This is a genomic window from Arsenophonus nasoniae DSM 15247 (assembly GCF_000429565.1).
GTDB lineage: Bacteria > Pseudomonadota > Gammaproteobacteria > Enterobacterales > Enterobacteriaceae > Arsenophonus > Arsenophonus nasoniae.
Window position 1 is genome coordinate 1 of the sequence record NZ_AUCC01000018.1, and the last position, 25,853, is coordinate 25,853.

At 38.5% G+C, this 25,853-nt stretch carries 19 protein-coding genes and 1 pseudogene; 3 read left to right on the forward strand and 17 right to left on the reverse strand.

Translation table 11 applies throughout. From position 1 onward, the window contains the following. From G468_RS24640 to cmoM, 5 genes and pseudogenes are all read right to left on the reverse strand, one after another. Positions 1-127 (reverse strand): annotated as a pseudogene (locus G468_RS24640) (Arm DNA-binding domain-containing protein); the annotation flags it as partial. A gap of 500 nt (positions 128-627) precedes the next feature. Further along, positions 628-5,076, reverse strand: a complete 4,449-nt coding sequence (gene mukB / locus G468_RS0106090) for a chromosome partition protein MukB (protein ID WP_026822366.1) — start codon at positions 5,074-5,076, stop codon at positions 628-630. A gap of 2 nt (positions 5,077-5,078) precedes the next feature. After that, on the reverse strand, positions 5,079-5,786 hold the full coding sequence (gene mukE / locus G468_RS0106095; RefSeq protein ID WP_026822367.1) for a chromosome partition protein MukE: 708 nt from the start codon (positions 5,784-5,786) through the stop codon (positions 5,079-5,081). After that, on the reverse strand, positions 5,767-7,089 hold the full coding sequence (mukF, locus tag G468_RS0106100; protein ID WP_026822368.1) for a chromosome partition protein MukF: 1,323 nt from the start codon (positions 7,087-7,089) through the stop codon (positions 5,767-5,769). Before mukF ends, mukE begins: the two co-directional genes overlap by 20 nt. 11 nt (positions 7,090-7,100) lie before the next feature. Next, positions 7,101-7,877 (reverse strand): tRNA uridine 5-oxyacetic acid(34) methyltransferase CmoM, encoded by a 777-nt coding sequence (gene cmoM, locus G468_RS0106105; RefSeq protein WP_026822369.1) that lies wholly within the window; start codon positions 7,875-7,877, stop codon positions 7,101-7,103. A gap of 200 nt (positions 7,878-8,077) precedes the next feature. Here cmoM and elyC point away from each other — a divergent pair, with 200 nt between their 5' ends. Beyond that, positions 8,078-8,884 carry an envelope biogenesis factor ElyC gene (elyC, locus tag G468_RS0106110; protein ID WP_026822370.1) on the forward strand — a complete coding sequence of 269 codons (807 nt, stop codon included), beginning with the start codon at positions 8,078-8,080 and terminating at the stop codon, positions 8,882-8,884. Between the two features lie 32 nt (positions 8,885-8,916). On the opposite strand, the gene kdsB is transcribed toward elyC, so the two are convergent. The 12 genes from kdsB to ansB form a co-directional block, all read right to left on the reverse strand. Beyond that, positions 8,917-9,666 carry a 3-deoxy-manno-octulosonate cytidylyltransferase gene (gene kdsB, locus G468_RS0106115; protein WP_026822371.1) on the reverse strand — a complete coding sequence of 250 codons (750 nt, stop codon included), beginning with the start codon at positions 9,664-9,666 and terminating at the stop codon, positions 8,917-8,919. Position 9,667: 1 nt separating this feature from the next. Continuing rightward, the gene (locus G468_RS0106120) at positions 9,668-9,847 is read right to left on the reverse strand and encodes a Trm112 family protein (RefSeq protein WP_026822372.1); all 180 of its coding nucleotides are present in this window, start codon (positions 9,845-9,847) and stop codon (positions 9,668-9,670) included. Between the two features lie 127 nt (positions 9,848-9,974). Further along, the gene (locus G468_RS0106125; protein WP_026822373.1) at positions 9,975-10,196 is read right to left on the reverse strand and encodes a cold-shock protein; all 222 of its coding nucleotides are present in this window, start codon (positions 10,194-10,196) and stop codon (positions 9,975-9,977) included. 369 nt (positions 10,197-10,565) lie between these two features. Next, positions 10,566-11,558 carry a tetraacyldisaccharide 4'-kinase gene (gene lpxK, locus G468_RS0106130; RefSeq protein WP_026822374.1) on the reverse strand — a complete coding sequence of 331 codons (993 nt, stop codon included), beginning with the start codon at positions 11,556-11,558 and terminating at the stop codon, positions 10,566-10,568. After that, positions 11,558-13,303, reverse strand: a complete 1,746-nt coding sequence (gene msbA, locus G468_RS0106135; RefSeq protein ID WP_026822375.1) for a lipid A ABC transporter ATP-binding protein/permease MsbA — start codon at positions 13,301-13,303, stop codon at positions 11,558-11,560. Before msbA ends, lpxK begins: the two co-directional genes overlap by 1 nt. A gap of 55 nt (positions 13,304-13,358) precedes the next feature. Further along, positions 13,359-15,677 carry a DNA internalization-related competence protein ComEC/Rec2 gene (locus G468_RS0106140; protein WP_051296975.1) on the reverse strand — a complete coding sequence of 773 codons (2,319 nt, stop codon included), beginning with the start codon at positions 15,675-15,677 and terminating at the stop codon, positions 13,359-13,361. A gap of 348 nt (positions 15,678-16,025) precedes the next feature. Then, entirely contained in the window at positions 16,026-16,310 is a 285-nt protein-coding gene (gene ihfB, locus G468_RS0106145; protein WP_026822377.1) for an integration host factor subunit beta, read from the reverse strand. A 60-nt stretch (positions 16,311-16,370) separates the two neighbouring features. Then, the gene (gene rpsA / locus G468_RS0106150) at positions 16,371-18,044 is read right to left on the reverse strand and encodes a 30S ribosomal protein S1 (RefSeq protein WP_026822378.1); all 1,674 of its coding nucleotides are present in this window, start codon (positions 18,042-18,044) and stop codon (positions 16,371-16,373) included. A 168-nt stretch (positions 18,045-18,212) separates the two neighbouring features. Then, complete coding sequence (gene cmk / locus G468_RS0106155; protein WP_026822379.1) at positions 18,213-18,899, reverse strand: (d)CMP kinase; 687 nt, start codon at positions 18,897-18,899, stop codon at positions 18,213-18,215. A gap of 176 nt (positions 18,900-19,075) precedes the next feature. Beyond that, on the reverse strand, positions 19,076-20,359 hold the full coding sequence (aroA, locus tag G468_RS0106160) for a 3-phosphoshikimate 1-carboxyvinyltransferase (protein ID WP_026822380.1): 1,284 nt from the start codon (positions 20,357-20,359) through the stop codon (positions 19,076-19,078). 113 nt (positions 20,360-20,472) lie between these two features. Continuing rightward, complete coding sequence (gene serC / locus G468_RS0106165) at positions 20,473-21,561, reverse strand: 3-phosphoserine/phosphohydroxythreonine transaminase (RefSeq protein WP_026822381.1); 1,089 nt, start codon at positions 21,559-21,561, stop codon at positions 20,473-20,475. 147 nt (positions 21,562-21,708) lie between these two features. After that, positions 21,709-22,752, reverse strand: a complete 1,044-nt coding sequence (ansB, locus tag G468_RS0106170; protein WP_026822382.1) for an L-asparaginase 2 — start codon at positions 22,750-22,752, stop codon at positions 21,709-21,711. A gap of 187 nt (positions 22,753-22,939) precedes the next feature. On the opposite strand from ansB, the gene ycaO reads away from it, so the two are divergent. Then, positions 22,940-24,697 (forward strand): 30S ribosomal protein S12 methylthiotransferase accessory factor YcaO, encoded by a 1,758-nt coding sequence (gene ycaO / locus G468_RS0106175; RefSeq protein WP_026822383.1) that lies wholly within the window; start codon positions 22,940-22,942, stop codon positions 24,695-24,697. Positions 24,698-24,980: 283 nt separating this feature from the next. Next, a complete protein-coding gene (focA, locus tag G468_RS0106180; RefSeq protein WP_026822384.1) occupies positions 24,981-25,838 on the forward strand; it encodes a formate transporter FocA in 858 nt (285 codons plus the stop codon). The last annotated feature ends 15 nt before the right edge of the window (positions 25,839-25,853 follow it).

A 25,853-nucleotide genomic window follows, 5' to 3' on the forward strand; every position in this document is an offset into this window, starting at 1 on the left:
GATATTGAAAAATCACTTTACCTTTTGGTGTTACGCGAACTGATAACCCCTCTCTGTCTGATTTAGTCACCATTTTAGCTTGTGGCTTACCATTTACCGCTCTTAACCATGAATCACTTACCGCCATCTTTTTTTTCTCCTTGTGTCCAATCTTTTTATGATATTTCATGTACACCAATATGTACATAAATTTCATGACACAAGGATTATAATAGGTGACTAAAAACAGCTATTATATACTGAGATGGAAAATAAAAATGATATAAAACATAGTATTAATTATTAAATATCGACTATCGATGACGGTTAACGGCTATTGTTGATAGATATTTATTATTTGATACAAAAATAAATAATTTTTATATTTAAAAAATAATCATGTTTATAAATTAATTTAAACCTGTATTGACAAAGTAAATTTTCATTTAAAATAAAATCCCATAAATTTTAGATTTAATACTTATTAAAAAATTAAATTACCAATCCGCTATATTTAAAATATAATCTTCGATCACTTTATTTTCAATTGCAATACATAATTTACTTTTAAAACAAACCTTTTATAAAAAAACCGCTATCATGAAATAGCGGTTATTAAAATATAAAAATAATTTTTTTGACTTGAATTTAAGTGACAGCAGATGATATTTTTAACTGCTCGTCCTGTTGGCCAAAACCTTTTAAACCAACAACATGCACATGTTCTTGTTGGCCGAATACCTTCCGTACCAGCTTATAAGTCGTCCCTTTTTCCGGACTGATATTTTCAGGCGCAGCAATAATTAATTGCATTTTTAATCGTTCGCAGAGTTCAAACAGGGTTGCAATCGATTTAGCATCCAATCGGGCCGCTTCATCCAGGAATAAAAACCTACATGGTAAAATATCTTTACCCCTTAATCGTTGTGATTCTTCTTCCCAACTTTGTACCACCATCACCAAAATTGACATGCCTGTACCAATCGCTTCGCCCGTTGATAGTGCTCCGCTTTCTGCTTTGAGCCAACCTTCCGAACCACGATTAACTTCAACATCCAGTTCCAGATAATTACGATAATCGAGTAACTCTTCGCCAATGGTTTGTGGCAGGCGTTGCCCAATATCTAGCTGAGGGTTTAAACGCTGATAAAGTTTTGCCATCGCTTCAGAAAATGTCAGATTTTTATTTTTAAACAGATCCTGGTGATGTTCGTGCTCTTCTGACAATACATCAAGTAATGATTCATGGCTTTGTCTAATATTAACATTAAGTCGAACCCCATTTACCTGGCCAAAAGCAACTGACTGTAGCCCTTGGTTAAGCATGCGAATCCGATTTTGCTCACGATGAATTGTTTTACGGATAATATTTGCCACACTCTTAGCACTGATGGCTAATTTTTGTTCACGAGCGGTCAGTTCTTCGGTTAGACGCGCTAATTCAATTTCCATCTGTTCAATGGCATCAACCGGATCATCAGTGCGAATAATATCTTGTCGAATACGTTCACGTAAGTGTTGATAAACCGCAATAAAAAACGCTATTTTGCGTTCAGGCCGTTTAAGATCTTCAGAGGCACGTAATGCATCCCGTAAATGTTCATTATCCGCGACCGCTTGTCTAAGCGCGCCTAGCGCTTTATCTGACATCGAACGTAAACTATCGCCATCCATATAAGCCAATTCACGCCGATGTAAACGACGCTCAACACCGTTGTCCCTGACCATTTGCATAACAGCACACCAACCGGATTTACCTGATACAACCTGCTCGCGCAGTTGGTAATAATCCCGCTCTAATTTACGTAATTTTTTCTGCCAATTGTCCATTTCAGCTTCACAAAATGCGATCTGTTTTTCTAATTGATTGATGCGCGAGCGATTAGCATTTACTGCTGCATAAAGTTGGTCTCGGCGTTCACGAGCCCGTTTTTCTGCATTACTATCTGCCTGAACGCCAATCGCTTTTATTTCAGCCTCTAATTCTCTTAGCATATCCTGCTTAGTTTCAAAAGAGCTACGCAATGAAGCTAATAGTTGATTAAATTGCGCGGTTTTACTTTGTTGCTGCTTTAGTTGTTCCCGTGTCTGACTACGCTCTTTTTCTGCCTTTTCTAAACGCTGTCGGAGTTTATTATTTAAATCAGTATCTTCTGTCAGCATTTCGGTCGAATCGCTATAACTAAAATGTGCTCGACGTTGTAAAACTTCAATTAAAGCGAACGTTTGCTGTTTCGATTGTTGCTGTAACTGTTTGACTTGTTCATATTCATTACGCAATTGCTCATGTTGTTCAGGATCGCTTTGCAAGACATTAGCTATCGGTTCTAACTTGGCCAACGATTTTGCATGTTTATGCAAAAAATGCCCCGCTTCTTCGGCCTCTGCAAGCGCTGCACGGATCTCTGCAATGCGATCGACTAGCGTTTCATCCATTAGCAAATTAACTTGTGGCAACAAGCGGTTCAAACTGGATAACCGCGCTTTGATCGCAGTATGTTGCTTTTTTTGTTGTTGTGTCTGATCTTCAAATTGTGCTAACTGGCGCTCTAGTTCATTTCTACGTTGGTTTAAAGAACGAATTTCAGCTTCTGGATCAGCGTCAAAAACCACCGCCAGATGTTTGCCAATAAAACCACTAAATGCATGATGAGCACGTTGTAATTTTTGCATATCAAAAGAGAGAGTTGCATAGCGTTCAGCTAAGCTATCTCTCTGCTGGTTCAACATTTCCAGTTGATTTTCACGTGCCGCCCGACCAAATAAGGGGACTGCAGGATAACGAGAAAAACGCCATTGACGCTCTGAAGATCGAATTAATACAGCCTGATCAAATTCTTCCGCATGAAACACACTATCATCAAAAGATTGCGGATCGCCTTCAATAAAATAGACATCATCCGGGCATTCGACTATCAATTCATTCAATTGTGGCTGAATTTTTGCTAGTTCAGGAACCACAATACCATGTCTGGCTGGACCATAGAGCGCTGAAAAATAGGGCGCATCATCGATAGTAATATCATCATAAATTTCTGATAACAAAACACCACCAAGACGTTCAGCCAAGCCAAGTAAGCGATTATCATCAGCACCACTGGGTTGACTAAGATGGGCTATCTGTTGCTCTAATTCACGCTTTTGACTGGCGACTTCATCGCGTTCAACGGTTATTTCCCGTTCTTGTTCTAATAATTGCTGTAGATGCTCGGTAATTTCATGACTATGGCTAAAACTATCATTAGCCTGTGCGGTTAATTGATTAAGCGCATCTTGGGCTGCTAGCCAAATAGGTGCTTTTTGGGTTAACGTCTGAATTTGCTGTTTGATCTGCTCAAGTTCTTGCCGCATTAACATGCGATGCTCATTACTTTCATTAACAGAAATACTTAGTTCTTCTTGCTGTGCTTCTAATTGTTCAAGTAATGTCGTCAGTTCATCGGGTTGATATTGTTGCTCAGAATATTGGCAAAATTCAGCTAAAATACGTTCAGCATCCTGCCGACTATTCAGTTTTTGCTCCAGTTCGGCTAATTGCATTTGTAGCGGCTCAATGCGCTGAGCAAGATGTTGCTGGGAAGCCCAGTCGCGCAATAGTTCACGAGCTTTTTGATACGCCTTATCTCGTTTTACCTCGCCAACAATATTTTTAACTAAGTTATAGGCCTGGTCAAATTGGTTAGTGGCCGCATCAATCACACTGATTTTCTGAGTCAGTGCTAGCAATTTTTCCGTATGCTGTTGCTCTTTTTGCTCAAAACTTGTTAAAAATTGCTCAACATTATTTGGCGTTAGTTTAGCCAATTGGCAAATTTTCTTTGCTCGTTCCAGCGCTTGCTGGGCTTTTTGATATTGGATGGCACGCGTCTGCTGAACATCTAATGCTTGCTGGTAATCAGCCAGTTGACTTTTTATCTCATCAACTTCTAATTCTGCCGCTTCAACGTTGGCTTCAAGCTCAGTTTGCTGCTCGACCGCTTGCTCAACAACTTCAGTTTGTTCTTCCAGACGATAAGTTATCTCTTCAATATCGGCCTGATAACGATCAATTTTTTCCTGCTGGCGTACTGCTGCTTGTACAAGCCCCAAATGATCGCTGGCTGCTTGAAAATCCACCTCTAAATTTAACGAAGAACCATTTTGTTCATCCAGCTCTCGTACCATTTCAACATGACGAGTTTGGGCAGCAATCAGTTGTTTACGGCCATCAAATAATTCAGCCCGAACAGCAAGAGCACTATCGAGATGCACTCGCCGTTCATTAGCATGACGCATATAATCAGCAGAAACGTAATCTGTTGCTTCATTAATTAACCGTCTAAATAAATCACTATCAGACTGAGTGACCCGGATTGCTTCAAGGGTTAATCTATTTTCCCGCAAAGCTGCTTCCATATCCTGAAAGGCTTTTCGCACCCCGCTATTCTCAGGCAAAAGATAATCACGTAAGGAACGCGTAATGGCGCTTGAAATTCCACCGTATAAAGAAGCTTCAATTAAGCGATAAAATTTGCTCCTGTCACTCGATGATCTTAATCGTTTAGGAATAATACCCAGATCAAATAACTGAGCATGATAATCAGTGATTGAATTAAATTGTTTAAACTGCACACCTTCAATTGCATCCACTTGATCTTTTAAATCGTTTAAACCAATCACACGCGCTTGACGCTCTTCAACTTGCTCAGTCAAGATATGCGTTGGTAACATTGCAGTAGGTAATCCTTGGATTATGAAAGGTTTTATATCAACTTTTTTATCACGACCGGCAATTTGTTGTAAGCGAACACCGACTAAAATACGTTGATGGCGAGAATTCATTACGTCCAAAATTGAATAACAAACCCCTGGGCGTAATTTTCCATGCAACCCTTTATCCCGCGATGCTGAAGTCGCACCCGCTTCGGTGGTATTACGAAAATGCAATAAGGTTAAATCAGGGATCATGGCGGTAATAAATGCCGCCATAGTGGTCGATTTACCGGCACCATTACCACCAGATAGCGTCGTTACTAACTCATCCAAATCAAACGTTCTGGCAAAAAAGCCGTTCCAATTGATGAGCGTGAGTGAGCGAAACTTGCCTCGTTCTAACATAGCTATTCATCCTCCGCTTCATCTTCTTCACTATCATTACTTTCGTTATCTTTTAACGCTAAGTTATCTTTCAACGACATCGCTTCGCCATCACGGATCATGCGTAATTGGGCTTGTTGTGGATCATCGCCACTACGCACATCAGCACCAAAACGAAAAACAGATTCGGTGATCATAAAACGCTGACTGTCATTTTGTAAAAAATGAACCATTCCTAATCGGCGTAGACGATTAAGCGAAGTGCGCAGCTTTTCTTGTAATTTTTGTTTATCCAAATCGGTACCTGTCGAGCGCTGATTAACAAACTTAAGTAGTTTGCTTTCATCCGCTAGGGATAATAGCTCTTCAAACAGTTCCTGCGCAGTAAATATGCCCTGATTAGAGAGTCTTTCCGGACTTAAATAAAGATAACAAAGAATTTTACCAACCATCATATCTAATTCAGATAAAACTGAGCGAGGAATCAATGTGGTCGAACGTGGCCGTAAATAGAAAAAACCTTCTGGCGCGCGGATCAACTCAACATTATAGCGAGCATAAAAAGCGGTTAATTCCTGCTCAAAATCCATCAAAAAGGCGTGATTATCCAAATCATCAATGCCAATATGACGCCCGGCTCGAAGCTGGCTATCCAATTCAGGGAAAAGAGAGCTGACTAAAGCTTGTGCCAATTTTACTGGCATAAATTGTTCAATATTTGTCGATGACATGTGCCTGTACCTTGGCTCCGTAATCATTAATCGCTAACCATTCAGGATGGATGCCTGAGAAATCCGCTTCTGCTATACCTAATTTAACTGCCTGATCAACAATAATACGCGCCACATCAAAATGCCGTTTCTGTGGATATTTAGTCAAGTAATCACGCAAAATTAAACCAATATCAAGTGGATGTTGATCCTTCTTATAACCCGCTAATGCCTGCTCCATCATTTCAATCAGTTGTTCATTAATCTCATTAAATTCTTCATATTCCAGTTCAGTTGGCAACTCACCCGTCACTTCTTCATTACTCAATACCAGATCTTCATCACGCACATCAAATAATCGTTCAGCATTGGCTACCGTTAATGCCCAAGGATCGGCAAAATAATTTTGCACGGATAGACGTAAGCGCTGCGAGAATATTCTGTTTTTATCCATATCAATGGCAGTACGTATAAATTTGTGCACATGACGATCATAACCAATCCAGAGATCAATTGATTGCTGACCCCAGCTAATAATTCGATCAAGCTTACTTTGTAGATCAAATACTAGCTTATCAACCAATTCTGAACCACCTCCATTCATATTTGCCTCTTGGATGCGTAACAAATTGGTCTGTAATTTATCACCCGCTGCTTCCAGCGTGTCTTGTAATTCACGTAATGTGCCTGAAGTCTCCGTTAATAGTTGTTCACAATTGGCAATTGCTGCCTGCCAATCCTGACTAAGTAGTGCAGAGATATCTTCCTTAACACTATTTTGCTGTTCATCCATCACACGCTGCGACATATCAATACTGTCAAAAATTTCTGCCACTGAATATTTTAATGGCGCAAAGACATGGCGATGCCAATGAAATTCATCTCCACCTTCTTCTGCCGCATCTGCCGCTCGACTTAATTCACCAGCTACAATCGAAAGTTGCATCGATAAACGTAGGGAAGAAAATTCCCGCTGGCGAATATAATAATCACTGATGCCTATACCGAGTGGCGTTAAACGATAAATGGCATTACCTTCAATGATTTCACTAGAAAAACGATTAAATAATTTCTGTCGTACCATATCGTTAATTGCATTATTCGCTCTGGCAGTAACGGTTTCAGCAGTCTGCTCGAATCCTTTACTGACTTCACGAAAAGCATCAATTAATTCACCTTCACTCATTTCACCATCAAGCCGCTCGCTATTAAGGACAGCAACAGCTAATAAAAAGGCCAGACGCTCAGCAGGTAATGATATAGAAAAATCATTTTTCCGCGCCCAGGATACCAATTCCGGCACAGTCTGGGAAAATTCACTCATAATTCATCCTTTCACATAGACTTGCATGCCATAACATGAATATAGCGCCCCAGATTAATATAGGGTTGTTGTCGACAGTAGCGCTGCTCTAAAGCAAGCAACGCCGGAAAATCTTTATTTTGTAACTGACGGTTTTGTAGATAATCATGAAAAACCCGTACACCTGTTTTACCAACTATTTTAAAGTCAAATTCTTCTAACCATTGATATACTGTTTCTGGTAATAACGGATTTAGGGGGGTAAGTGAACGTTTGCGGCGACGCTGAATATTAGGTGTCGCTAAATGGAAGTTACCCAATACAGCATTTCTCATCACCAACCCATTCGCATTATAAAACATGATAGAAAATGCGCCACCTGGGTTAATTATATCCGCTAGCGTTTTTATTGCCGATTTTTGTTCATTGATCCATTCAATCACTGCATGAAACAGTACTAAATCAACGGCGCCCGTTGCTGTTAAAGATTGAGCAATATCCTGAAAGGAAGCGTGAACAAATCGCATGTTATGGCTTACTTTTTTTTCTTCAGCCAACAATCTGGCGCGTTCAACCATCGTTGAAGATATATCACAAACGATAACTTGATGTCCCATCGCAGCCAACTTGCAAGCAAAAAGACCTTCTCCTCCACCGGCGTCCAATATCTTTAATGGTTTACTGGGTAATAAATCAAGCAGAGAGTTTAAATCCTGCCAAATAACTGCTTCGCGTATTTTTCCTTTAGTTGTGCCATAAATATTTTGTGTAAACTTATCTGCAATGTCATCAAAATTGCGATCTACCATGAAAAAATACCTCGATAACAACTATTATAAAACTTAATCGCCATTGATGATAAAAAATACCTATTTAACCAACACTAAGATAATAAAAAATAATAGCAATCTTTGTTGAAAATAATTTTTATATTAACAATTCATTAAACTAGTATCTATATGATCGAATATACCACACACTTGATAAATTCATTAACTAGGGTTGAAATATGTTGTTTACATTAAAAAAATATCTTGGGGCGCTTTTAATGCCATTACCGCTCATCATTTTAGTAAGTTTTATCGGATTAATACTATTATGGTTCACTCACTGGCAAAAAAGCGGCAAATGTTTAATCTCTTTTAGCTGGTTGGCGCTGTTATTACTAGGCATACAGCCTATTGCCGACAAATTACTACTGTCAACGGAAGCTCCCTTTAATAAGCGTTATGAACTATTACACCCTAAACAAACAATCCAATATATCGTAGTACTTGGAGGCGGATTTACTTACAACCCTGATTGGCCACCAAGTGCTAACCTTATTAATAATAGCCTAGCAAGAGTGACGGAAGGAATTCGCCTCTATCTTCAACATTCCGGTGCTAAATTAATTTTTACAGGCGGTCGCGGTAATAATATGATCAGTAATGCTGAAGTGGCAGCAAAAGTCGCATTATCATTAGGTGTACCTGAAACAGATTTAATTACCTTAACTGAACCTAGAGATACAGAAGAAGAAGCCTTGGAAGTGGAAAAAATCGTTGGCAAACAACCTTTTCTATTGGTAACTTCAGCTAATCATATGGCACGTGCTGAACATTTCTTTCTTGCTAGAAATATGCACCCCATCACTGCACCAGCCAATCAACTTGCCATTACTTCACCATTACAGCCCTGGGAAAGAATTTTTCCTTCTGCTTACTATTTTTCCCATTCAGAACGTGCTTGGTATGAATTTATTGGTTCAGTATGGCAAGCAATAAAAATTAACAATACTCAACCTCTAATGCATAGTTCTAATGTAGCGAAATAAACCGTTACATAATAGCTAACAGCCGTATAATTTTAAGCAGGGAAAAACATTTTCCGAACAGCATCAAGATCCTGCTGGTTATCTACTCCATGCCCTGGTGTTTTAACGGCTAGCGCAACATGAATTTTCTCGCCATACCAGAGTACACGCAACTGCTCAAGCATTTCTATCGTCTCTAACGGGCTTATTGGCCATTGAATATAACGCCGAATAAAACCCGCTCGATATGCATAAATACCAATATGACGTAAAAAGTGCTGCCCAATTTCCATTTTGCTAACTGCAAAGCGATCTCGTTCCCAGGGTATTGCCGCTCTGGAAAAATATAAAGCATTACTCTGTTTATCTGTTACGACTTTTACAATAGCCGGATCAAATACTTCCTCTGGACTGTTAATAGGAGAGGCTAAGGTTGCCATACCGACGTTATTTAGCATTAGATTGTTAGCTAACTGATTAATTATTTCTGGTGGAATTAAAGGTTCATCACCTTGAACATTGATAATAATTTCTTCATCAGAAAATTTATATTTTTCAATAACTTCCGCCAATCTTTCAGTGCCTGATTGATGGGCTGGGTCGGTCATACAGACTTCACCATTGGCTGCTTTCACCACATCAAATACAGCCTGATGATCAGTCGCCACAATAACACGCGTCGCATCTGACATTAGCGCTCTTTCCATTACCCTAATAATCATAGGTTTTCCATGAATATCAGCTAACGGCTTGCCCGGTAAGCGATTAGAAGCAAAACGCGCCGGAATAATAACTGTAAACATGTTACTTTTCTTCATCTAAAGGCAACTCACGAGCTTCTTCTCTTAATAAAACAGGTATGTTATTGCGTACAGGATAAGCAAGATGATCAAATTTACAGATAAGCTCTAGATTTTGTTTATCATAGATTAGTTTGCCATGACAAATAGGACAAGCAATAATATCAAGTAGGCGGTGATCCATACATTCCCCATCAAAAACATCATTTTAGATGAAACTAGGATAGCACAAGCATGCATCACCGTTAACTTTAATCTCTGCCCTGATAAGTATTTGTCAATTTTTTGACAAATTGGCAGCGGATGATGGTTTAAAATTCATAAGCGATAACATCAGCAGCAGCAATACCATAAGCGTTACGCGTAATTGAAAATTCAACACACTGGCCTTCTTTAAGCCACTTATTTTTGGTGTTCGCAATAGCTCGACGATTAACATAGATATCTTGACCGCCATTGACAGGAGAGATAAATCCATAGCCCTCTTTTACATCAAACCATTTTACGCGACCCATTTGTAATTGAAATGTCATAATAAAACTCCTTTTGTTCACTAGGAGACAAAATTTTATTTTCCCCTAATGCTCCCTACTCTTTTATTAAGCTTTCGATAGAAACCCCATTTTTCTTTTACCAAATACCCTTAATGTCAGAGTAGTATTATTATACTAATAAAACACTAACGCATTAGTGTCTCTTGTTATCTAGAATTCATTTAAATGGCAAACAACATTACAATAAACCAAATTATTCATTACTAAAATTTATCAATCAAACTTGATACCGAATAAAATTAAAGGATTTTGTCTTAATGAAATAATAGCTGGCGTGGTATTAATGAAATGATGTCACTATATTCCTAACTAGATTTGACTTATAAATAACATGATAATGTTATCATTTCAAGCATTTTTACTTAGCTTCGCTAATTCACTGATGGCTGAAAGAATTTTTCCTGCGCCAGGTTGTGAAAGCTTAGCATTTACCGGTAGATACCACCAATTTAATTGAGCAAAATGAAAACATTTCACTGCGTCCTTTTCTGTCATTAATAATGTTTGATGATCAGTCACTAAGGATGAAAGTGTAGAAAATTCATAGTGCTGGTGATCAGAAAAAGCATGTGTGGCAATTAATGGCACCCCTTTTTGCTCAAGGCTTGAAAAAAAACGTGCTGGATGGCCAATACCTGCAATTGCAACAACTTGCCCCAATTCACAGACTGATCTTTTTTCACCGGTCAACATATTGATAGCAATATCGCCTGTTAACTGCATAGCAATCTCTCCCTGCTTAGCGATGCCACCATTAATAATAACAGCATTAACAGTATTCAAACGATATTGACACTCACGTAACGGGCCCGCCGGCAGCAAGTAACCATTACCGAAACGACGAATACCATCGATAACAACAATCTCAAAATCCCTTCGCAGTGCATAATGTTGAAGACCATCATCAGTAATAATAACATCCAGGTTGTGTTCCCTGAGTAGCATTTTAACTGCTGCTACTCGTTTAGGGGCAACGGCCACTGGCACACCAGTTCGCCGATAAATTAAAGCGGGTTCATCGCCACTTTCCTTTATTGATATACTTTTATTAACTAATAACGGATAAGAAGTTGCTTTACCCCCATATCCACGTGATACAACGCCAACACGATAGCCTCGTGATAAAAGTTGCTCAACTAACCAAATGACAACTGGTGTTTTACCATTACCGCCAACCGTCAAATTACCCACAACAATAATAGGTATTAGCGCTTTCCAACGAGGCAAAATTGCCAAATGATAGCAAAGGCGTCTTAAACCAATAATCATGCTATATAATATCGACAGCGGCACTAGCAAAAGAGATAGCCACGAACGACCTGACCATATTTTTTCAATCATTATTTAAATTGCATATTATAAAGTTGAGCATATGCCCCATCACACTTAAGTAAAGTTTGATGGTTGCCTCGTTCAATAATTTGGCCTTCCTGAATAACCAAAATTTCATCGGCGTTTTCTATTGTCGAAAGACGATGGGCAATAATAATAGAAGTCCGATTTTTCTGTAATTCGTCCAGTGCTGCTTGAATGGCTCTCTCTGACTCAGTATCAAGTGCAGATGTAGCTTCATCAAGAATTAATATAGATGAGTTATGTAATAAAGCACGCGCAATGGCGATGCGCTGACGCTGCCCACCAGAAAGCATTACACCATTTTCACCTATAACCGTATCTAGCCCATTATCCAGTTTTTCAATAAAGTCCATCGCATAAGCAGCTTTGGCCGCTTTTTCGATCGCTTTGCGACTGAAACGACCATCGGTTGCATAGGCAATATTATTTGCAATGGTATCGTTAAAAAGATAGACATGCTGCGATACCAGTGCGACTTGGTTACGTAAAGAAGTTAAGGTGTATTCACGTAAATCACGATCATCAAGCAGTATTTGACCTTCGTTAACCTCATAAAAACGGGTAATTAGATTCGCAATAGTCGATTTTCCTGAACCGGATCGTCCGACTAAAGCAATAGATTTTCCAGCCGGAATTTTAAAACAGATATCCTGTAATGCAGGATGATCTTTGGTTGGATACTTAAAAGTAACATGTTTAAATTCTATTTTACCTTTAGCTTTTTTTAAGGTTAATTTACCCTCGTCTTTTTCCTGCTCCATATCTAAAATGCTAAACAATGTCTGGCAGGCAGCCATACCTCGTTGAAATTGTGCATTAACATTTGTTAAGGACTTTAATGGGCGCATTAATGCAAACATAGATGAAAAAACAACACCAATAGTTCCTGCAGTCAATGTTTGCATAACTTCAGGAAAACTCGCAATATAAAGCGTGAATGCTAGCGCTAGAGAGGCAATCAGTTGGATAATAGGATCAGAGATTGAAGATGCAGTTACCATTTTCATCGTTTGCCGACGCATATGATTACTCACTTTGCTAAAACGCTCAGTTTCAACTTTTTGTCCACCAAAAATCAAAACTTCCTTATGGCCTTTTAACATCTGTTCAGCGCTGGCTGTTACTTGCCCCATGCCAGTTTGCATACTTTTACTAATATTCCTAAAATGTTTGGAAACCGAGCGGATGGTTAATGCGACAATAGGAGCAATGACAATTAATATTAGTGAAAGTTGCCAACTATAATAAAACATCAGTCCAAATAGACCGATAATGTAGGCAGTTTCTCGAACAATAGTGATCAAAGCGCTCGAAGAAGATGAAGCAACTTGTTCAGAATCATAAGTGATACGAGAAAGTAAGGTTCCTGTCGACTGTTGATCAAAAAAAGCAACCGGCATCCCCATCATATGACCAAATAAACGCCTACGCATATTCATGACAACTTTACCAGAAACCCACGCAATACAATAATTGGAGATAAAACTCGATATCCCTCTTATCAGCATTAACCCCAATATAGCAATGGGTAACCATTTTAGTGTGGTGTTATCAGCTTTACCGAAACCTTCATCAAGCAAAGGTTTTAATAAGGAGATCATGAATGCATCGCCTGCAGCGTTAATGATTAACGCAACAGCAGCTACACTTAATCCCAGTTTAAATGGCAAAATCATTGGCCATAGTCGGCGAAATGTTTGCCATGTGGAAAGATCTTTATCATTCATTATCATTGTCTTATTAAATACCTATAAAAATAAGCCCTTTATTCTACTCGGTAAATGCCTAAATACCAAACTGCTGATGATACCAACGAGGATAAAGCTCCTGTCGATATCGCATTATTTCAATTTTATCAGAATAGAACTGCGCTATAATTTGCCCTGATTCTGCCGTACTTAGCCAATTTGCCCCCATATTCTTATATCGTTGGCGTACTTTATTAGAAGGTAAACGCCAACGGCTATAACGAGCAACAGAAGTCAGTGCATATTGCGGTTTAATTGCTTGAATAAATGCCATCGTTGACGAAGTATTACTACCATGATGAGGAACTTGTAATAAATTAGCCGGTAAATTTGCCATTGCTAAACGAACGAGTTCCTTCTCCGCTGCTTTCTCAATGTCGCCAGATAAAATAACCGAATGGTAACCATCACTAATTTTTACTACACATGATTCATTATTATGTGATTCTTTTTGATCGGCTATGGGCCATAATACTTCAAAATGTAATTTCTGCCATTGCCAATAAATACCTCGGTGGCAAGGAAAATGATTTTCTTTATCAAAATGACTTCGGATCATTAATCCAGGATAGGTTAAGAATAAACTCGCTATCCCACCAGTGTGATCGATATGATTATGACTAAGTATAACGCCTTCTGGTGTTAAACGATGATATCGTAAATAAGGCAAAATAGTACTATTAGCGATGCTGTTTTTCTTCCATGACATACCCGTGTCATAAATTAACACTTTTCCCTGTTGCTCAATGATAATCGCTAATCCATGTCCCACATCTAACATAATCAATCGCCAAAGCGCTAAATCGTTTTGTTTTAGTGTTGTTATTGACCAATAGATTAATAATGTTATCAGCAACTTATACTGAAAAAACCAACCAAACTGCCAACATAAGATAATAAGCCAACTTACCCCGGTGATGAGAATTGGCAGATGGCCACTATCAAGCCAATAACGCTCAATATTCGGTAGGGGCCATAATACTAAACTAATGCTTTTATCAATAATATCAAATAATAAATTTTGTACTGAATGCCAAAAAATACAAATATATGAAACCATAATTAACGGTATGGTTATAAATGAAATAATTGGCACCGCCCATAAATTAGCCCAAAAACTAGCAATATTAATGCCTTGAAACAAAATCAATTGAATAGGAATTAACAAAATCAGCATGCCAAGTTGTAAATGAACCAATTTAGCTAGCCAATTAAGCCAATTAAGCCAATTAAGCCAATTGTATTGAAACTGGACACTCAATTTAACAAACGAAAACCAGAATATTAATGCCGTAACCGCAAAACTCGAGAGCCAAAAACTATCAGCAAGTATTGCTAAAGGCTCAACGACTAAAATTAAAGTGATACTCCATAATGCCCATTGCCAGGGAAAACAAACAAAATTTTGTTGACGAATATAAAGCCATAAAGACAAGGCAAAAATAGCCCGCATCGCAGGTATTGCCCAACCAGATAACCAAGCATAACCTATAGCAAAGCACCATCCTATTAACATTGGAATACGAGGCTTTATAAAATAAGTAGGTAATAAAAATTGTATTAAACGAGATAGCCAAAAACCAAAAAAGTAAGCCATACCAATATGTAAACCAGAAATAGCCATCAAATGAGCGATACCTGTTCGTTGCAATTGTTGCCTTAGTTCCGAGTCTAATAATCCACGTTCACCAAACATTAAAGCATAAATCACCGCTTGATGATGATATTTACTGATAACATTAGTCGACATTGATATTATCTGTTGCCTTAAAGAACAATGTTTATTCAATATAGTAAAGCTTTGAACTTTAAACGTACCTAGTAAACGTTGATTTATTGCATATCGTTGTAAATCAAATCCGCCTTGATTTAATAAACTATGAACGGATTTTAATTGCCCAGAAAAAATGAGTTTTTGCCCGGCACAAAAAAAATGATTTCTTGTCAGAGTATCAGGTTTAAACTGAAGATAAGCGTACAACATAGGAAATGATTCTTTACTATTATTGATTAACAATCTTACTTTTATGCGAATATTATTGTGCCTATTCACTAGACTATCTTCAATAATGGCTACATAACGTTGTTGTTGCTGACTAAATAATTTCATTTTTTCTAATAAATAATATCCCTGCCAGCATCCCCACAAAAAGCTTATACCCAAAATAGCTACAAATTTAGTCAAATAAAGTGGAATAAACCAAAATAAACAGAATATAATAAAAAATCCCAATTGGAGTGATTTATTGGGTAATTGTGCCAAAAAGAGTAAAGGTAATAATCCCAATATTACCGCCACTGCTGCTGAATTAATATTTATCTGAACCCTATTTATATTAGCTAGCATTTTTTTCATGTATCGCTTCCTGACAAAACCGATATCATGAAATTAATGATATTATTAATATAATTCAAAAAGATAAACAATATTGTCCATAGAAAACCGAAAAAACATTTATTTCTTTTTTATTATTTTCATATTTTTGCGAGATGATTCCCAACTAGTTTTTGTTAAGAAAATTTATTTTTTGATTATAAAATTTTATTATTTTTTTAATAATTAAAAATTAAGCCTTTTGTAACAATCAAGAGGGACTTTAATAATGCAAAAATTTTGTATTGGAAAAATTGAATATAGCAATAAAAATGGCGTCTTAATTAAGACGCCATTTTAATAGAATAAACAAATTAAATCTGGTAATTTTTATGCATAAATATTAACGCGATCACGTAATTCTTTACCAGGCTTGAAGTGAGGAACATGTTTTCCTTTCAAATCAACTTTGTCACCCGTTTTCGGATTACGACCGATGCGCGGCGCACGGTAATGAAGAGAAAAACTGCCGAATCCGCGGATCTCAATACGCTCTCCCTTAGCAAGTGTTATTGCCATATGATCAAGCATTTCTTTCACAGCTTCTTCAATAAGTTTTGCTGGTATATGAGCTAATTGGTTAATAAGTCTTTCAATTAATTCAGACCTGGTCATAGTACCTCCCCCTAAACTACCGTTACGGGGCAACAAAATGTTGCCCTATGATTAACTTAATTATTCGCCTTTCGCTGCTTTGAACGCTTCAGCCATAGCATTATTTGCAAAATTGCTATCTTCCTGTTTGTTCACAGAAGCAATGGCATCTTTTTCATCTGCTTCATCTTTTGCACGAACAGACAAAGTAATGATACGGTTTTTACGATCAACGCCAGTATATTTGGCTTCAACGGTATCACCAACGTTCAATACTTGAGTCGTATCTTCCACGCGATCACGTGAAGCTTCTGATGCACGTAAGTGACCTTCAACACCCGCAGCCAACTCAATCGTTGCACCTTTTGCATCAACAGCCACTACTTTACCAGTAACGATAACACCTTTCTTATGAGCAGACAGATAGTTATTAAATGGATCTTCCGCTAACTGTTTAACACCCAAAGAAATACGTTCGCGTTCAGCGTCAACTTGTAATACAACAGCAGCAATTTCATCGCCTTTTTTGTATTCACGAACCGCTTCTTCACCTGCAACATTCCAAGAAATATCAGATAGATGAACTAAGCCATCAATACCACCTTCTAAACCGATGAAGATACCAAAATCAGTAATCGATTTTATTTTACCTTCTACACGATCATTCTTATTGTGCGTTTCTGCAAATTGCTGCCATGGATTTGGTTTACACTGTTTCAAACCTAAGGAGATACGACGACGCTCTTCGTCAATATCCAGCACCATAACTTCAACAACATCACCCACATTAACAACTTTAGAGGGATGGATATTTTTATTAGTCCAATCCATTTCGGAAACGTGTACTAAACCTTCAACACCTTCCTCAATTTCAACAAAGCAACCATAATCAGTAAGATTAGTGACTTTTCCTGTCAGTTTAGTACCTTCTGGATAACGCTTAGCAATAGCTACCCATGGATCTTCGCCAAGCTGTTTCAGGCCTAAAGAGACACGTGTACGATCACGATCAAACTTCAATACTTTAACATTGATTTCATCACCAACATTAACAATTTCACTTGGGTGTTTAACACGTTTCCAAGCCATGTCAGTAATGTGTAGTAAGCCATCAACACCACCCAGATCAACGAATGCACCATAGTCAGTTAAGTTCTTAACAATACCCTTAACTTCCATGCCTTCCTGCAAGTTTTCCAGTAAGTGATCACGTTCTGCACTGCTTTCAGACTCAATAACAGCACGACGGGAAACAACAACGTTATTGCGTTTCTGATCCAGTTTGATAACTTTGAACTCAAGCTCTTTACCTTCCAGGTGAGTTGTGTCACGAACTGGGCGAACATCAACCAGAGAACCGGGTAAAAATGCACGAATACCTTTTAATTCTACTGTAAAACCACCTTTTACTTTGCCATTGATAATACCCATAACTGTTTCGGCATCTTCATAGGCTTTTTCTAGCATTAACCAAGCTTCATGGCGTTTCGCTTTTTCACGAGACAGAATAGTTTCACCGAAACCATCTTCTACTGCGTCTAAAGCAACATCAATTTCGTCACCAACCTGAATTTCTAGCTCACCTTGCACATTTTTAAATTGTTCTACTGGGATCGCTGATTCTGATTTCAGACCGGCATCAACTAACACGACATCTTTGTCGATAGCAACAACAACACCACGAACAATAGCCCCTGGACGGGTTTCGATACTCTGTAAAGATTCTTCAAAGAGTTGAGCAAAAGATTCTGTCATAGTAAGATCTTCAAAAATTTTAATTTTAACTTCCATTCAACATCCTGCCAAATGGGGTTATTTTACATACCTCGCAACACTCCTTGTTACAAAGCTTTACTTAACTGAACAAAAATTCAGCTACACCAAAAAGGTGTATTCACTTATTATATGTCAATATTGAGCATATTATATAGATAATATTTGCTTTTTTTTCACATAAGCAAGTGCCTGCTTGATAACTTCTTCAATAGATAACTTTGTTGAATCCAGAATCAACGCATCTTTTGCAGGCACCAAAGGCGCAATCAGCCTATTACGATCACGATAATCACGCTCTTTAATATCAACTAAAAGATCGCTTAATTTAACATCAAAGCCCTTTTCCTGCAACTGTTGTAGCCGCCTATGAGCGCGCTCTTCCGGTGTGGCATCAAGAAAAATCTTTACCGGTGCGTCTTGAAAAACCACCGTACCCATGTCACGACCATCAGCAATCAGACCCGGTTTAGTGCGGAATGCCCTTTGCCGACGTAATAACGCTTCTCTCACTCGAGGAAAAGTTGCAGTAAGAGATGCTGTATTACCAACAATTTCACTACGAATTTCATTACTAACATCCTCCCCCTCAAGCATAACTGCTAATTCTTTTTCGCTTGGTTCAAAACGGACATCAAGATTCGCAGCTAATGGAACTAATGCTTCTTCAGACTGAATATCAACATGATGATGTAATGCTGCTAAAGCCAGAACACGGTAAATAGCGCCAGAATCAAGTAACTGCCAACCCAGTTTATTTGCCAATGCCTGACATAATGTACCTTTACCTGCGCCACTTGGACCATCAACTGTGATAACGGGAGGTAAAACCGCCATTATATTCCTCCTTTTTGATAGAATTGCATTTTCAGCAAATACGCTCTATCAGGCTAATAAGTCCCCTATTATACTCAATTCATTCTATTAAGGAAAACAAAGCGATGCTTACATCAGATTTAGCCTAATAAGCATAATTCTCGTCGTTCAGTATTATGCTATGTTGCTGATACATGCTAGTCGCGATAACTTAATTTTTCTAGCTGATTAAAATAGTCTGGAAAAGTCTTAGCGGTACAATTGGGATCCAAAATGGTAACCGGGGTATCTGACAGAGCGACCAGTGAAAAACACATCGCCATACGATGATCATTGTAAGTTTCTATTTCAGCATGCTGCAATAATTGAGGCGGTAAAATACGTATATAGTCACGCCCTTCTTCTACTTTAGCACCAACTTTTGTTAATTCGGTTGCCATCGCTGTTAATCTGTCAGTTTCTTTCACCCGCCAGTTATAAATATTGCGAATAATCGTTTCACCTTGCGCAAACAGTGCCAAAGTAGCAACCGTCATCGCCGCATCTGGGATCGCATTCATATCCATATCAATACCAACTAGCTTACCCCGCTGACATTCGATAAAATCTTTTCCCCAACGTATTTTGGCGCCCATTTTTTCAAGTACCGCAGCAAATTGGGTATCGCCTTGCAAGCTATCTTTGCCGATACCCGTTACCCTGACGGTACCGCCTTTGATGGCCGCCGCAGCTAAAAAATAGGAGGCCGAGGAGGCATCACCTTCAACAAGATAATTGCCGGGTGAAATATATTGCTGTCCAGCTTTAATATGAAATTGACAATAGTGCTGATTGTCCACCTCAACGCCAAAACTACGCATCAGTGCTAGAGTAATGTCAATATAAGGTTTCGAAACCAGCTCGCCTTTGATCTGAATCGTCGTATCATTAGGCGCCAACGGTGCGGCCATTAAAAGTGCGGTTAAAAATTGGCTAGAAATTGCTCCATCTACTGCGATATTCCCACCTTGAAAACCACCTTTTATGCTTATTGGCGGATAACCAGGTTGTTCAAGATAGTCAATAGTTGCCCCGCCTTGTTGTAGTGCATCAATGAGATGAGCAATAGGCCGCTCTTTCATTCTAGGCTCGCCGGTTAAGACAATATCATTGTCCGCCAACGCTAAAACCGCACTGAGGGGGCGCATAGCGGTACCTGCATTACCGAGAAAAATTTCTAAACCTTGTTGATGGCTAAAAAAATGTCTGCCGCCTTTTACAATACAGGTGGTATTATCTTGAGATAATTGATATTCAATCCCCAATGCTGTCAGGGCATTAAGCATATGACGAATATCATCACTAGCAAGAAGATTAGTTATTACGGTTTGGCCTTGCGCTAATGCAGCTAACAATAGTACCCGGTTAGAAATACTTTTCGAGCCAGGAAGATTGATAGTACCTTCAATGTAAGAAATGGGTGGTATGGTTAGGGCTTGCATTAACAGTAGACTCTCCAATAACAAAGTTGGATATATTATTTACATCACATTTATATTCATTTGATACGGTTAGACGGTATCGTTACCAATCTAACCATAAAGGATTATTTAATTTATTTATTCCGCTGTTCAAAATCAATCATAAAATTAACTAGCTTCTGCACCCCAGCCAAGGGCATCGCATTATAAATTGAAGCACGCATTCCGCCCGCTGCTTTATGCCCTTTCAGAAAAAGCAGTCCTTGCTGCTCTGCCGCTTGGATAAATTGACTATCTAAGTTAGGTTTTGCCATTTGGAATGGAACATTCATTAGCGAACGATTAATTGGGTCAACTCGATTAATATAAAACTGGCTATTATCTATCACATCATACAATAAGCGGGCCTTTTCTTGATTGCGTCTTGCTATTTCTTGTAACCCACCCTGCTGTTTTAACCATTTAAACACCATACCCGATAGATACCAGGCAAAAGTCGGTGGTGTATTGTACATCGAGTCATTTTTGGCCAGTATAGTGTAATCAAGGATCGAAGGCGTTGTTTTTCTCGCTCGGCCTAATAAATCTTGCCGAATAATAACCAATGTGATACCGGCTGGACCAATATTTTTTTGCGCCCCAGCATAAATAACCCCAAATCGGCTAACATCGAGTGGTTGCGATAAGATCGCTGAGGAGTAATCAGCAATCACGATTTTATCGGCAGCAAAGTCAGGTAGTGTGTGGATAGCAATACCGTCAATTGTCTCATTGGGGCAATAATGCAGATATTTGGCCTTGGTCGTTAATGACCACTCTTCCATTGGTTGCATGCTCAGATAAGCTGATTTTTCAAGCCGAATATCAATCTCATTAACCATACAATATTTTGCTGCCTCTTGCGCAGCAGATTTTGCCCAATAGCCACCAACAATATAGTCAACAGTTTCGTCAGCCTGAAATAAATTTAATGGCAAGGCAGAAAATTGACCTCTGGCACCACCATGACAAAAAAGGATTTTATAATTATCAGGTATTTTGAGCAGTTCACGTAAATTTTGCTCAGCTTGTTTAACGATCTCCATAAATGCTTCACTGCGATGGCTTATTTCCATCACCGAAACACCCATACTGTTCCAATTACAAAGATCTTGCTGTGCACGGTGCAAAACGTCTACCGGTAACATGGCTGGACCCGCGCTAAAATTGTATATCTGACTCATCACCCACCCTTATTGACCTAATTAAACTTTTACTATTATTTAATCTCTGGTTCGGTTTTAACATTACCGTAAAACAGCTGCAATCATTTAATTTTTAATTGCATAAATAAAATATCTGGCCGGCAAGCAACATATTTAGATAACGAATTAATACTTATCAAACATCGCTTGAATTTTTATTGGATCATGGGTTTGGGTCAAGGCTAATTGAAGTAAAACTCGAGCCTTCTGTGGATTCAAACGTTCAGCAGCGACAAATCCATATTTGCTATCATCAACTTCTGCATCTCGCGTTATAAAACCAGTCGGTACCCGACTAGCGCGAACCACCCCTATTCCCTGTTTTACCGCATCAGCCAGTACAGTAAAAATCTTATTATACATGTTACCGTTCCCCACTCCAGCACTCACAATGCCTTGATAGCCATGATAGATAAATGACTTAGCCGGCAGCGCCGATGCATTTGAATAATTATAAACAATACCAACTTTAGGTAATTGATCTAACTGACTAATATCAAAAATAGCCTTATCTGCTCTGGGTTTGGCCGCGCTTAAATAATGCACCTTGCCATTGTAGATAAAACCTTCTGGACCCGCATTAACCGCTTCAAATGCTTCAACAAAATTGGTATTCATTTTAACCACATTACGAGCGCTAATGACTTTGTCGTCCATGGCTAATAAGACTCCCCGGTTGCCCGCCTCTTTATCAGTGGCAACAATAACCGCGTTATAGAGATTTAATGGCCCATCAGCCCCTAATGCCGTAGCCGGTTTCATCGCACCAACCATTACAATAGGTTTATGACAATAAGTCGTTAAATCTAAAAAATAAGCAGTCTCCTCAAGCGTGTCAGTACCATGAGTAATAATAAAACCTGCTGTTTTATCACAATCAGCATTAATTTTCCTTGCTAGCGTTAGCCATACCTGATCATTCATATCTTGGGAACCAATATTAACAATTTGTTCGCCATTAAGATGGGCAATTTTCTTTATTTCAGGTACCGCATTAATTAATGCATCGATACTGACTTTACCGGCTGTATATTGGGATTGTGTCGCTGAATCACCGCCACCAGCAATCGTACCTCCAGTCGCTAGTACCGTAATGGTTGGTAAGGCAGAAACAGCACTGTTAGTTAACAACATAGCGCCAAATAATAAAGAAATATTTAACTTCCTCATAATAAAATCCCGCTGTAAAATTTTGTAAAATTATATAAATTACAAAATATATTTCTGTAACTACCAACAAAAACAGCGATTAATTTCAATAATGTGTTTTACTCCTATGAACTCGTGAATAGAGAAGCCAGCAAAAATGCCGTATTATCACCTTTTAGTAATCAAACACGGATAAGTAACCTAATTTATGAGCCAAACTTTTATTCCTGGCAAAGATGCCGCCTTAGAAGATTCTATTACCACTTTTCAACAGCAACTTAAGAAACTCGGTTTTGATATTGAAGAAGCTTCTTGGTTAAACCCGGTGCCGAATGTCTGGTCAGTCCATATCCGTGATCGAGACTGCCCTTTATGTTTTACTAACGGTAAAGGTGCTAGTAAAAAAGCTGCTCTAGCCTCTGCATTGGGCGAATATTTTGAACGTTTAGCTACCAATTACTTTTTCGCTGATTTTTATCTGGGTGCTAAAGTTGCTAATGGTGATTTTGTCCACTATCCGAATGAAAAGTGGTTTGCTCTACCATCGGACGATCATTTACCTGATGGGATTTTGGACGCAAAATTACGGGCTTTTTACGATCCTGATAATAATCTGTCTGCTAGCATGCTAATTGATTTACAATCAAGTAATAAACAACGCGGGATTTGTGCATTACCTTTTATACGCCAATCCGATCAACAAACTATTTATATTCCAATGAATATTATTGGTAATTTGTATGTATCGAATGGCATGTCAGCCGGTAATACGCAACATGAAGCACGCGTTCAGGCATTGTCAGAGATCTTTGAGCGTCATATCAAAAATCGTATTATTGCCGAGCGAATCAGTTTGCCTGTTATTCCTGAGCCTGTTATGCAACGCTATCCTGGCGTTGTTGAGGCAGTTGCTAAATTAGCAGAAGAAGGTTTTCCAATTTTCTGTTTTGATGCTTCTCTCGGTGGCAAATACCCGGTTATCTGTGTGGTACTCTTCAATCCCAATAATGGCACTTGTTTTGCTTCTTTTGGTGCTCATCCTGATTTTGGTATTGCCCTCGAACGAACAGTTACCGAATTACTGCAAGGCCGCAGTTTAAAAGATTTAGATGTGTTTAATATGCCAACATTTGATGATGATGAAGTGGCAGAGCATACCAATCTGGAGACCCATTTTATTGATTCAAGCGGTTTAATTAGCTGGGATCTCTTTAAACAAGATGCCGATTATCCTTTTGTCGATTGGAACTTCAAAGGCACGACCAGCGCAGAATTTGCTACGTTGATGGCGATTTTCAATCAGATGAATGCGGAAGTTTATATTGCCGATTATCAACATTTAGGCGTCTATGTCTGCCGTATTATTGTGCCGGAGATCTCGGATATTTATCCCGTTGACGATCTGCATATTGCTAATAATGCCATGGCAATAGATTTGCGCGATACCATTATGTCGCTAGCCGATAGTCAATGGCCAAAAGAGGACTATTTGCGGTTGTTAGCGCAGCTCGATGAAGAAGGTTTTGATGATTTTACTCGAGTCCGTGAATTATTAGGCATTGCGGTGGGCGTTGGCAATGGTTGGAGTCACCTGCGGATCGGTGAATTAAAATCGATGCTAGCACTGGCCGGTGGTGATTTTGCCCAAGCACTGCTGTGGGTTGAATGGACGCTAGAGTTTAATTCTTCGCTATTTACTGCTGAGCGAGCCAATTATTATCGCTGTCTACAAACCTTACTGCAACTAACGCAACAAGCTGATCGTCAACCTGATCAATACTATGAGGCTTTCACTAAAATGTATGGCCAACAAGCGGTTACTGCCGCGTCGAGAGCCATTGCTGGTGAAAATTGTTTTTATGGCTTATGGTCAATTGATCCTGAGTTACAAACGCTACCGACTCATCAAGCATTACTCAACGTTTATCATAAACTGCAAACCGCTAAACAGGCTCACTTAAGCTAATGAGTCAACACTAAAAAATAAATATCAGGTTAAAATTTATTAGACAAAAACCCTATTTCAACGATAATTTAACCTGATTATTTATTTCCTCATTGTGTTTATAAAATTTTTTTATAAAAATTAAAAATTTTTTTTCAATATAAATCAAATAATTATCATAATTTGTTAGTTTTATAGCTATTTGTTAACCAAATAATAATGATCTATATCAAATTTATTTGATGTCCCCTTTGTTAATATTGTTGGCGTTATAATTCCTTAACTTCATAAGAGCATGTTGGTTATGAAAGCTAACAACTTGTCTAATTTATTATCACCGGCTGCAATGGCGCAACTTGCAGATAATACTGGGGCATATAAAGTTAACAAGCATCCTCGAATTACTTATTTATCTGCTATTACGGCGGGTATATTTATTTCCATTGCTTTTGTTTTTTATATTACTGTCACCACGGGCATTGCTAGTGTTCCTTTCGGACTGGCTAAACTTGCTGGCGGTCTCTGTTTTTCATTAGGACTTATGCTGGTGATTGTCTGTGGCGCTGATCTTTTCACTTCTTCCGTGTTAACCATTGTGGCAAAAGCAACCGGCAAAGTCTCCTGGAAACAGATGTTTGTTAATTGGTTTAATGTTTATATTGGCAACCTTATTGGTGCCCTGTTTTTCGTTGCATTAATCTGGTTTGCCGGACAATACATGGTGGCTAATGGCCAATGGGGGCTTAATGTTTTACAAACAGCAAATCATAAACTTGATCACACTTTTCTCGAAGCCATTTGCTTAGGTATTTTAGCCAATTTAATGGTTTGCTTGGGTGTTTGGATGAGTTATTCAGGCCGTAGCTTGCTAGATAAAATTTTTGTATTAATTTTACCAATAGGCATGTTTGTTGCCAGTGGTTTTGAACATAGCATTGCCAACATGTTTATGATCCCATTAGGCATCGTGATCAAAAATTTTGCCTCACCGGATTTCTGGCTGATGACCGGAGTAAATGAAAACCAGTTTTCTCATTTAACTGTGGCCAATTTTATTACAGATAATCTTATCCCTGTCACTATTGGTAATATCATCGGCGGTGCTTTGTTAGTCGGTATGACATATTGGTTAATATATTTACGCGATGGCTGTCAACATTGATCCATCGCGTACAGA

Bases quoted from the DNA above. Each gene is read 5' to 3' on its own strand.
- mukB (WP_026822366.1), bottom strand. From the start codon at position 5,076: ATGTTAGAACGAGGCAAGTTTCGCTCACTCACGCTCATCAATTGGAAC.
- mukE (WP_026822367.1), bottom strand. From the start codon at position 5,786: ATGTCATCGACAAATATTGAACAATTTATGCCAGTAAAATTGGCACAA.
- mukF (WP_026822368.1), bottom strand. From the start codon at position 7,089: ATGAGTGAATTTTCCCAGACTGTGCCGGAATTGGTATCCTGGGCGCGG.
- cmoM (WP_026822369.1), bottom strand. From the start codon at position 7,877: ATGGTAGATCGCAATTTTGATGACATTGCAGATAAGTTTACACAAAAT.
- elyC (WP_026822370.1), top strand. From the start codon at position 8,078: ATGTTGTTTACATTAAAAAAATATCTTGGGGCGCTTTTAATGCCATTA.
- kdsB (WP_026822371.1), bottom strand. From the start codon at position 9,666: ATGTTTACAGTTATTATTCCGGCGCGTTTTGCTTCTAATCGCTTACCG.
- G468_RS0106120 (WP_026822372.1), bottom strand. From the start codon at position 9,847: ATGGATCACCGCCTACTTGATATTATTGCTTGTCCTATTTGTCATGGC.
- G468_RS0106125 (WP_026822373.1), bottom strand. From the start codon at position 10,196: ATGACATTTCAATTACAAATGGGTCGCGTAAAATGGTTTGATGTAAAA.
- lpxK (WP_026822374.1), bottom strand. From the start codon at position 11,558: ATGATTGAAAAAATATGGTCAGGTCGTTCGTGGCTATCTCTTTTGCTA.
- G468_RS0106140 (WP_051296975.1), bottom strand. From the start codon at position 15,677: ATGAAAAAAATGCTAGCTAATATAAATAGGGTTCAGATAAATATTAAT.
- ihfB (WP_026822377.1), bottom strand. From the start codon at position 16,310: ATGACCAGGTCTGAATTAATTGAAAGACTTATTAACCAATTAGCTCAT.
- rpsA (WP_026822378.1), bottom strand. From the start codon at position 18,044: ATGACAGAATCTTTTGCTCAACTCTTTGAAGAATCTTTACAGAGTATC.
- cmk (WP_026822379.1), bottom strand. From the start codon at position 18,899: ATGGCGGTTTTACCTCCCGTTATCACAGTTGATGGTCCAAGTGGCGCA.
- aroA (WP_026822380.1), bottom strand. From the start codon at position 20,359: ATGCAAGCCCTAACCATACCACCCATTTCTTACATTGAAGGTACTATC.
- serC (WP_026822381.1), bottom strand. From the start codon at position 21,561: ATGAGTCAGATATACAATTTTAGCGCGGGTCCAGCCATGTTACCGGTA.
- ansB (WP_026822382.1), bottom strand. From the start codon at position 22,752: ATGAGGAAGTTAAATATTTCTTTATTATTTGGCGCTATGTTGTTAACT.
- ycaO (WP_026822383.1), top strand. From the start codon at position 22,940: ATGAGCCAAACTTTTATTCCTGGCAAAGATGCCGCCTTAGAAGATTCT.
- focA (WP_026822384.1), top strand. From the start codon at position 24,981: ATGAAAGCTAACAACTTGTCTAATTTATTATCACCGGCTGCAATGGCG.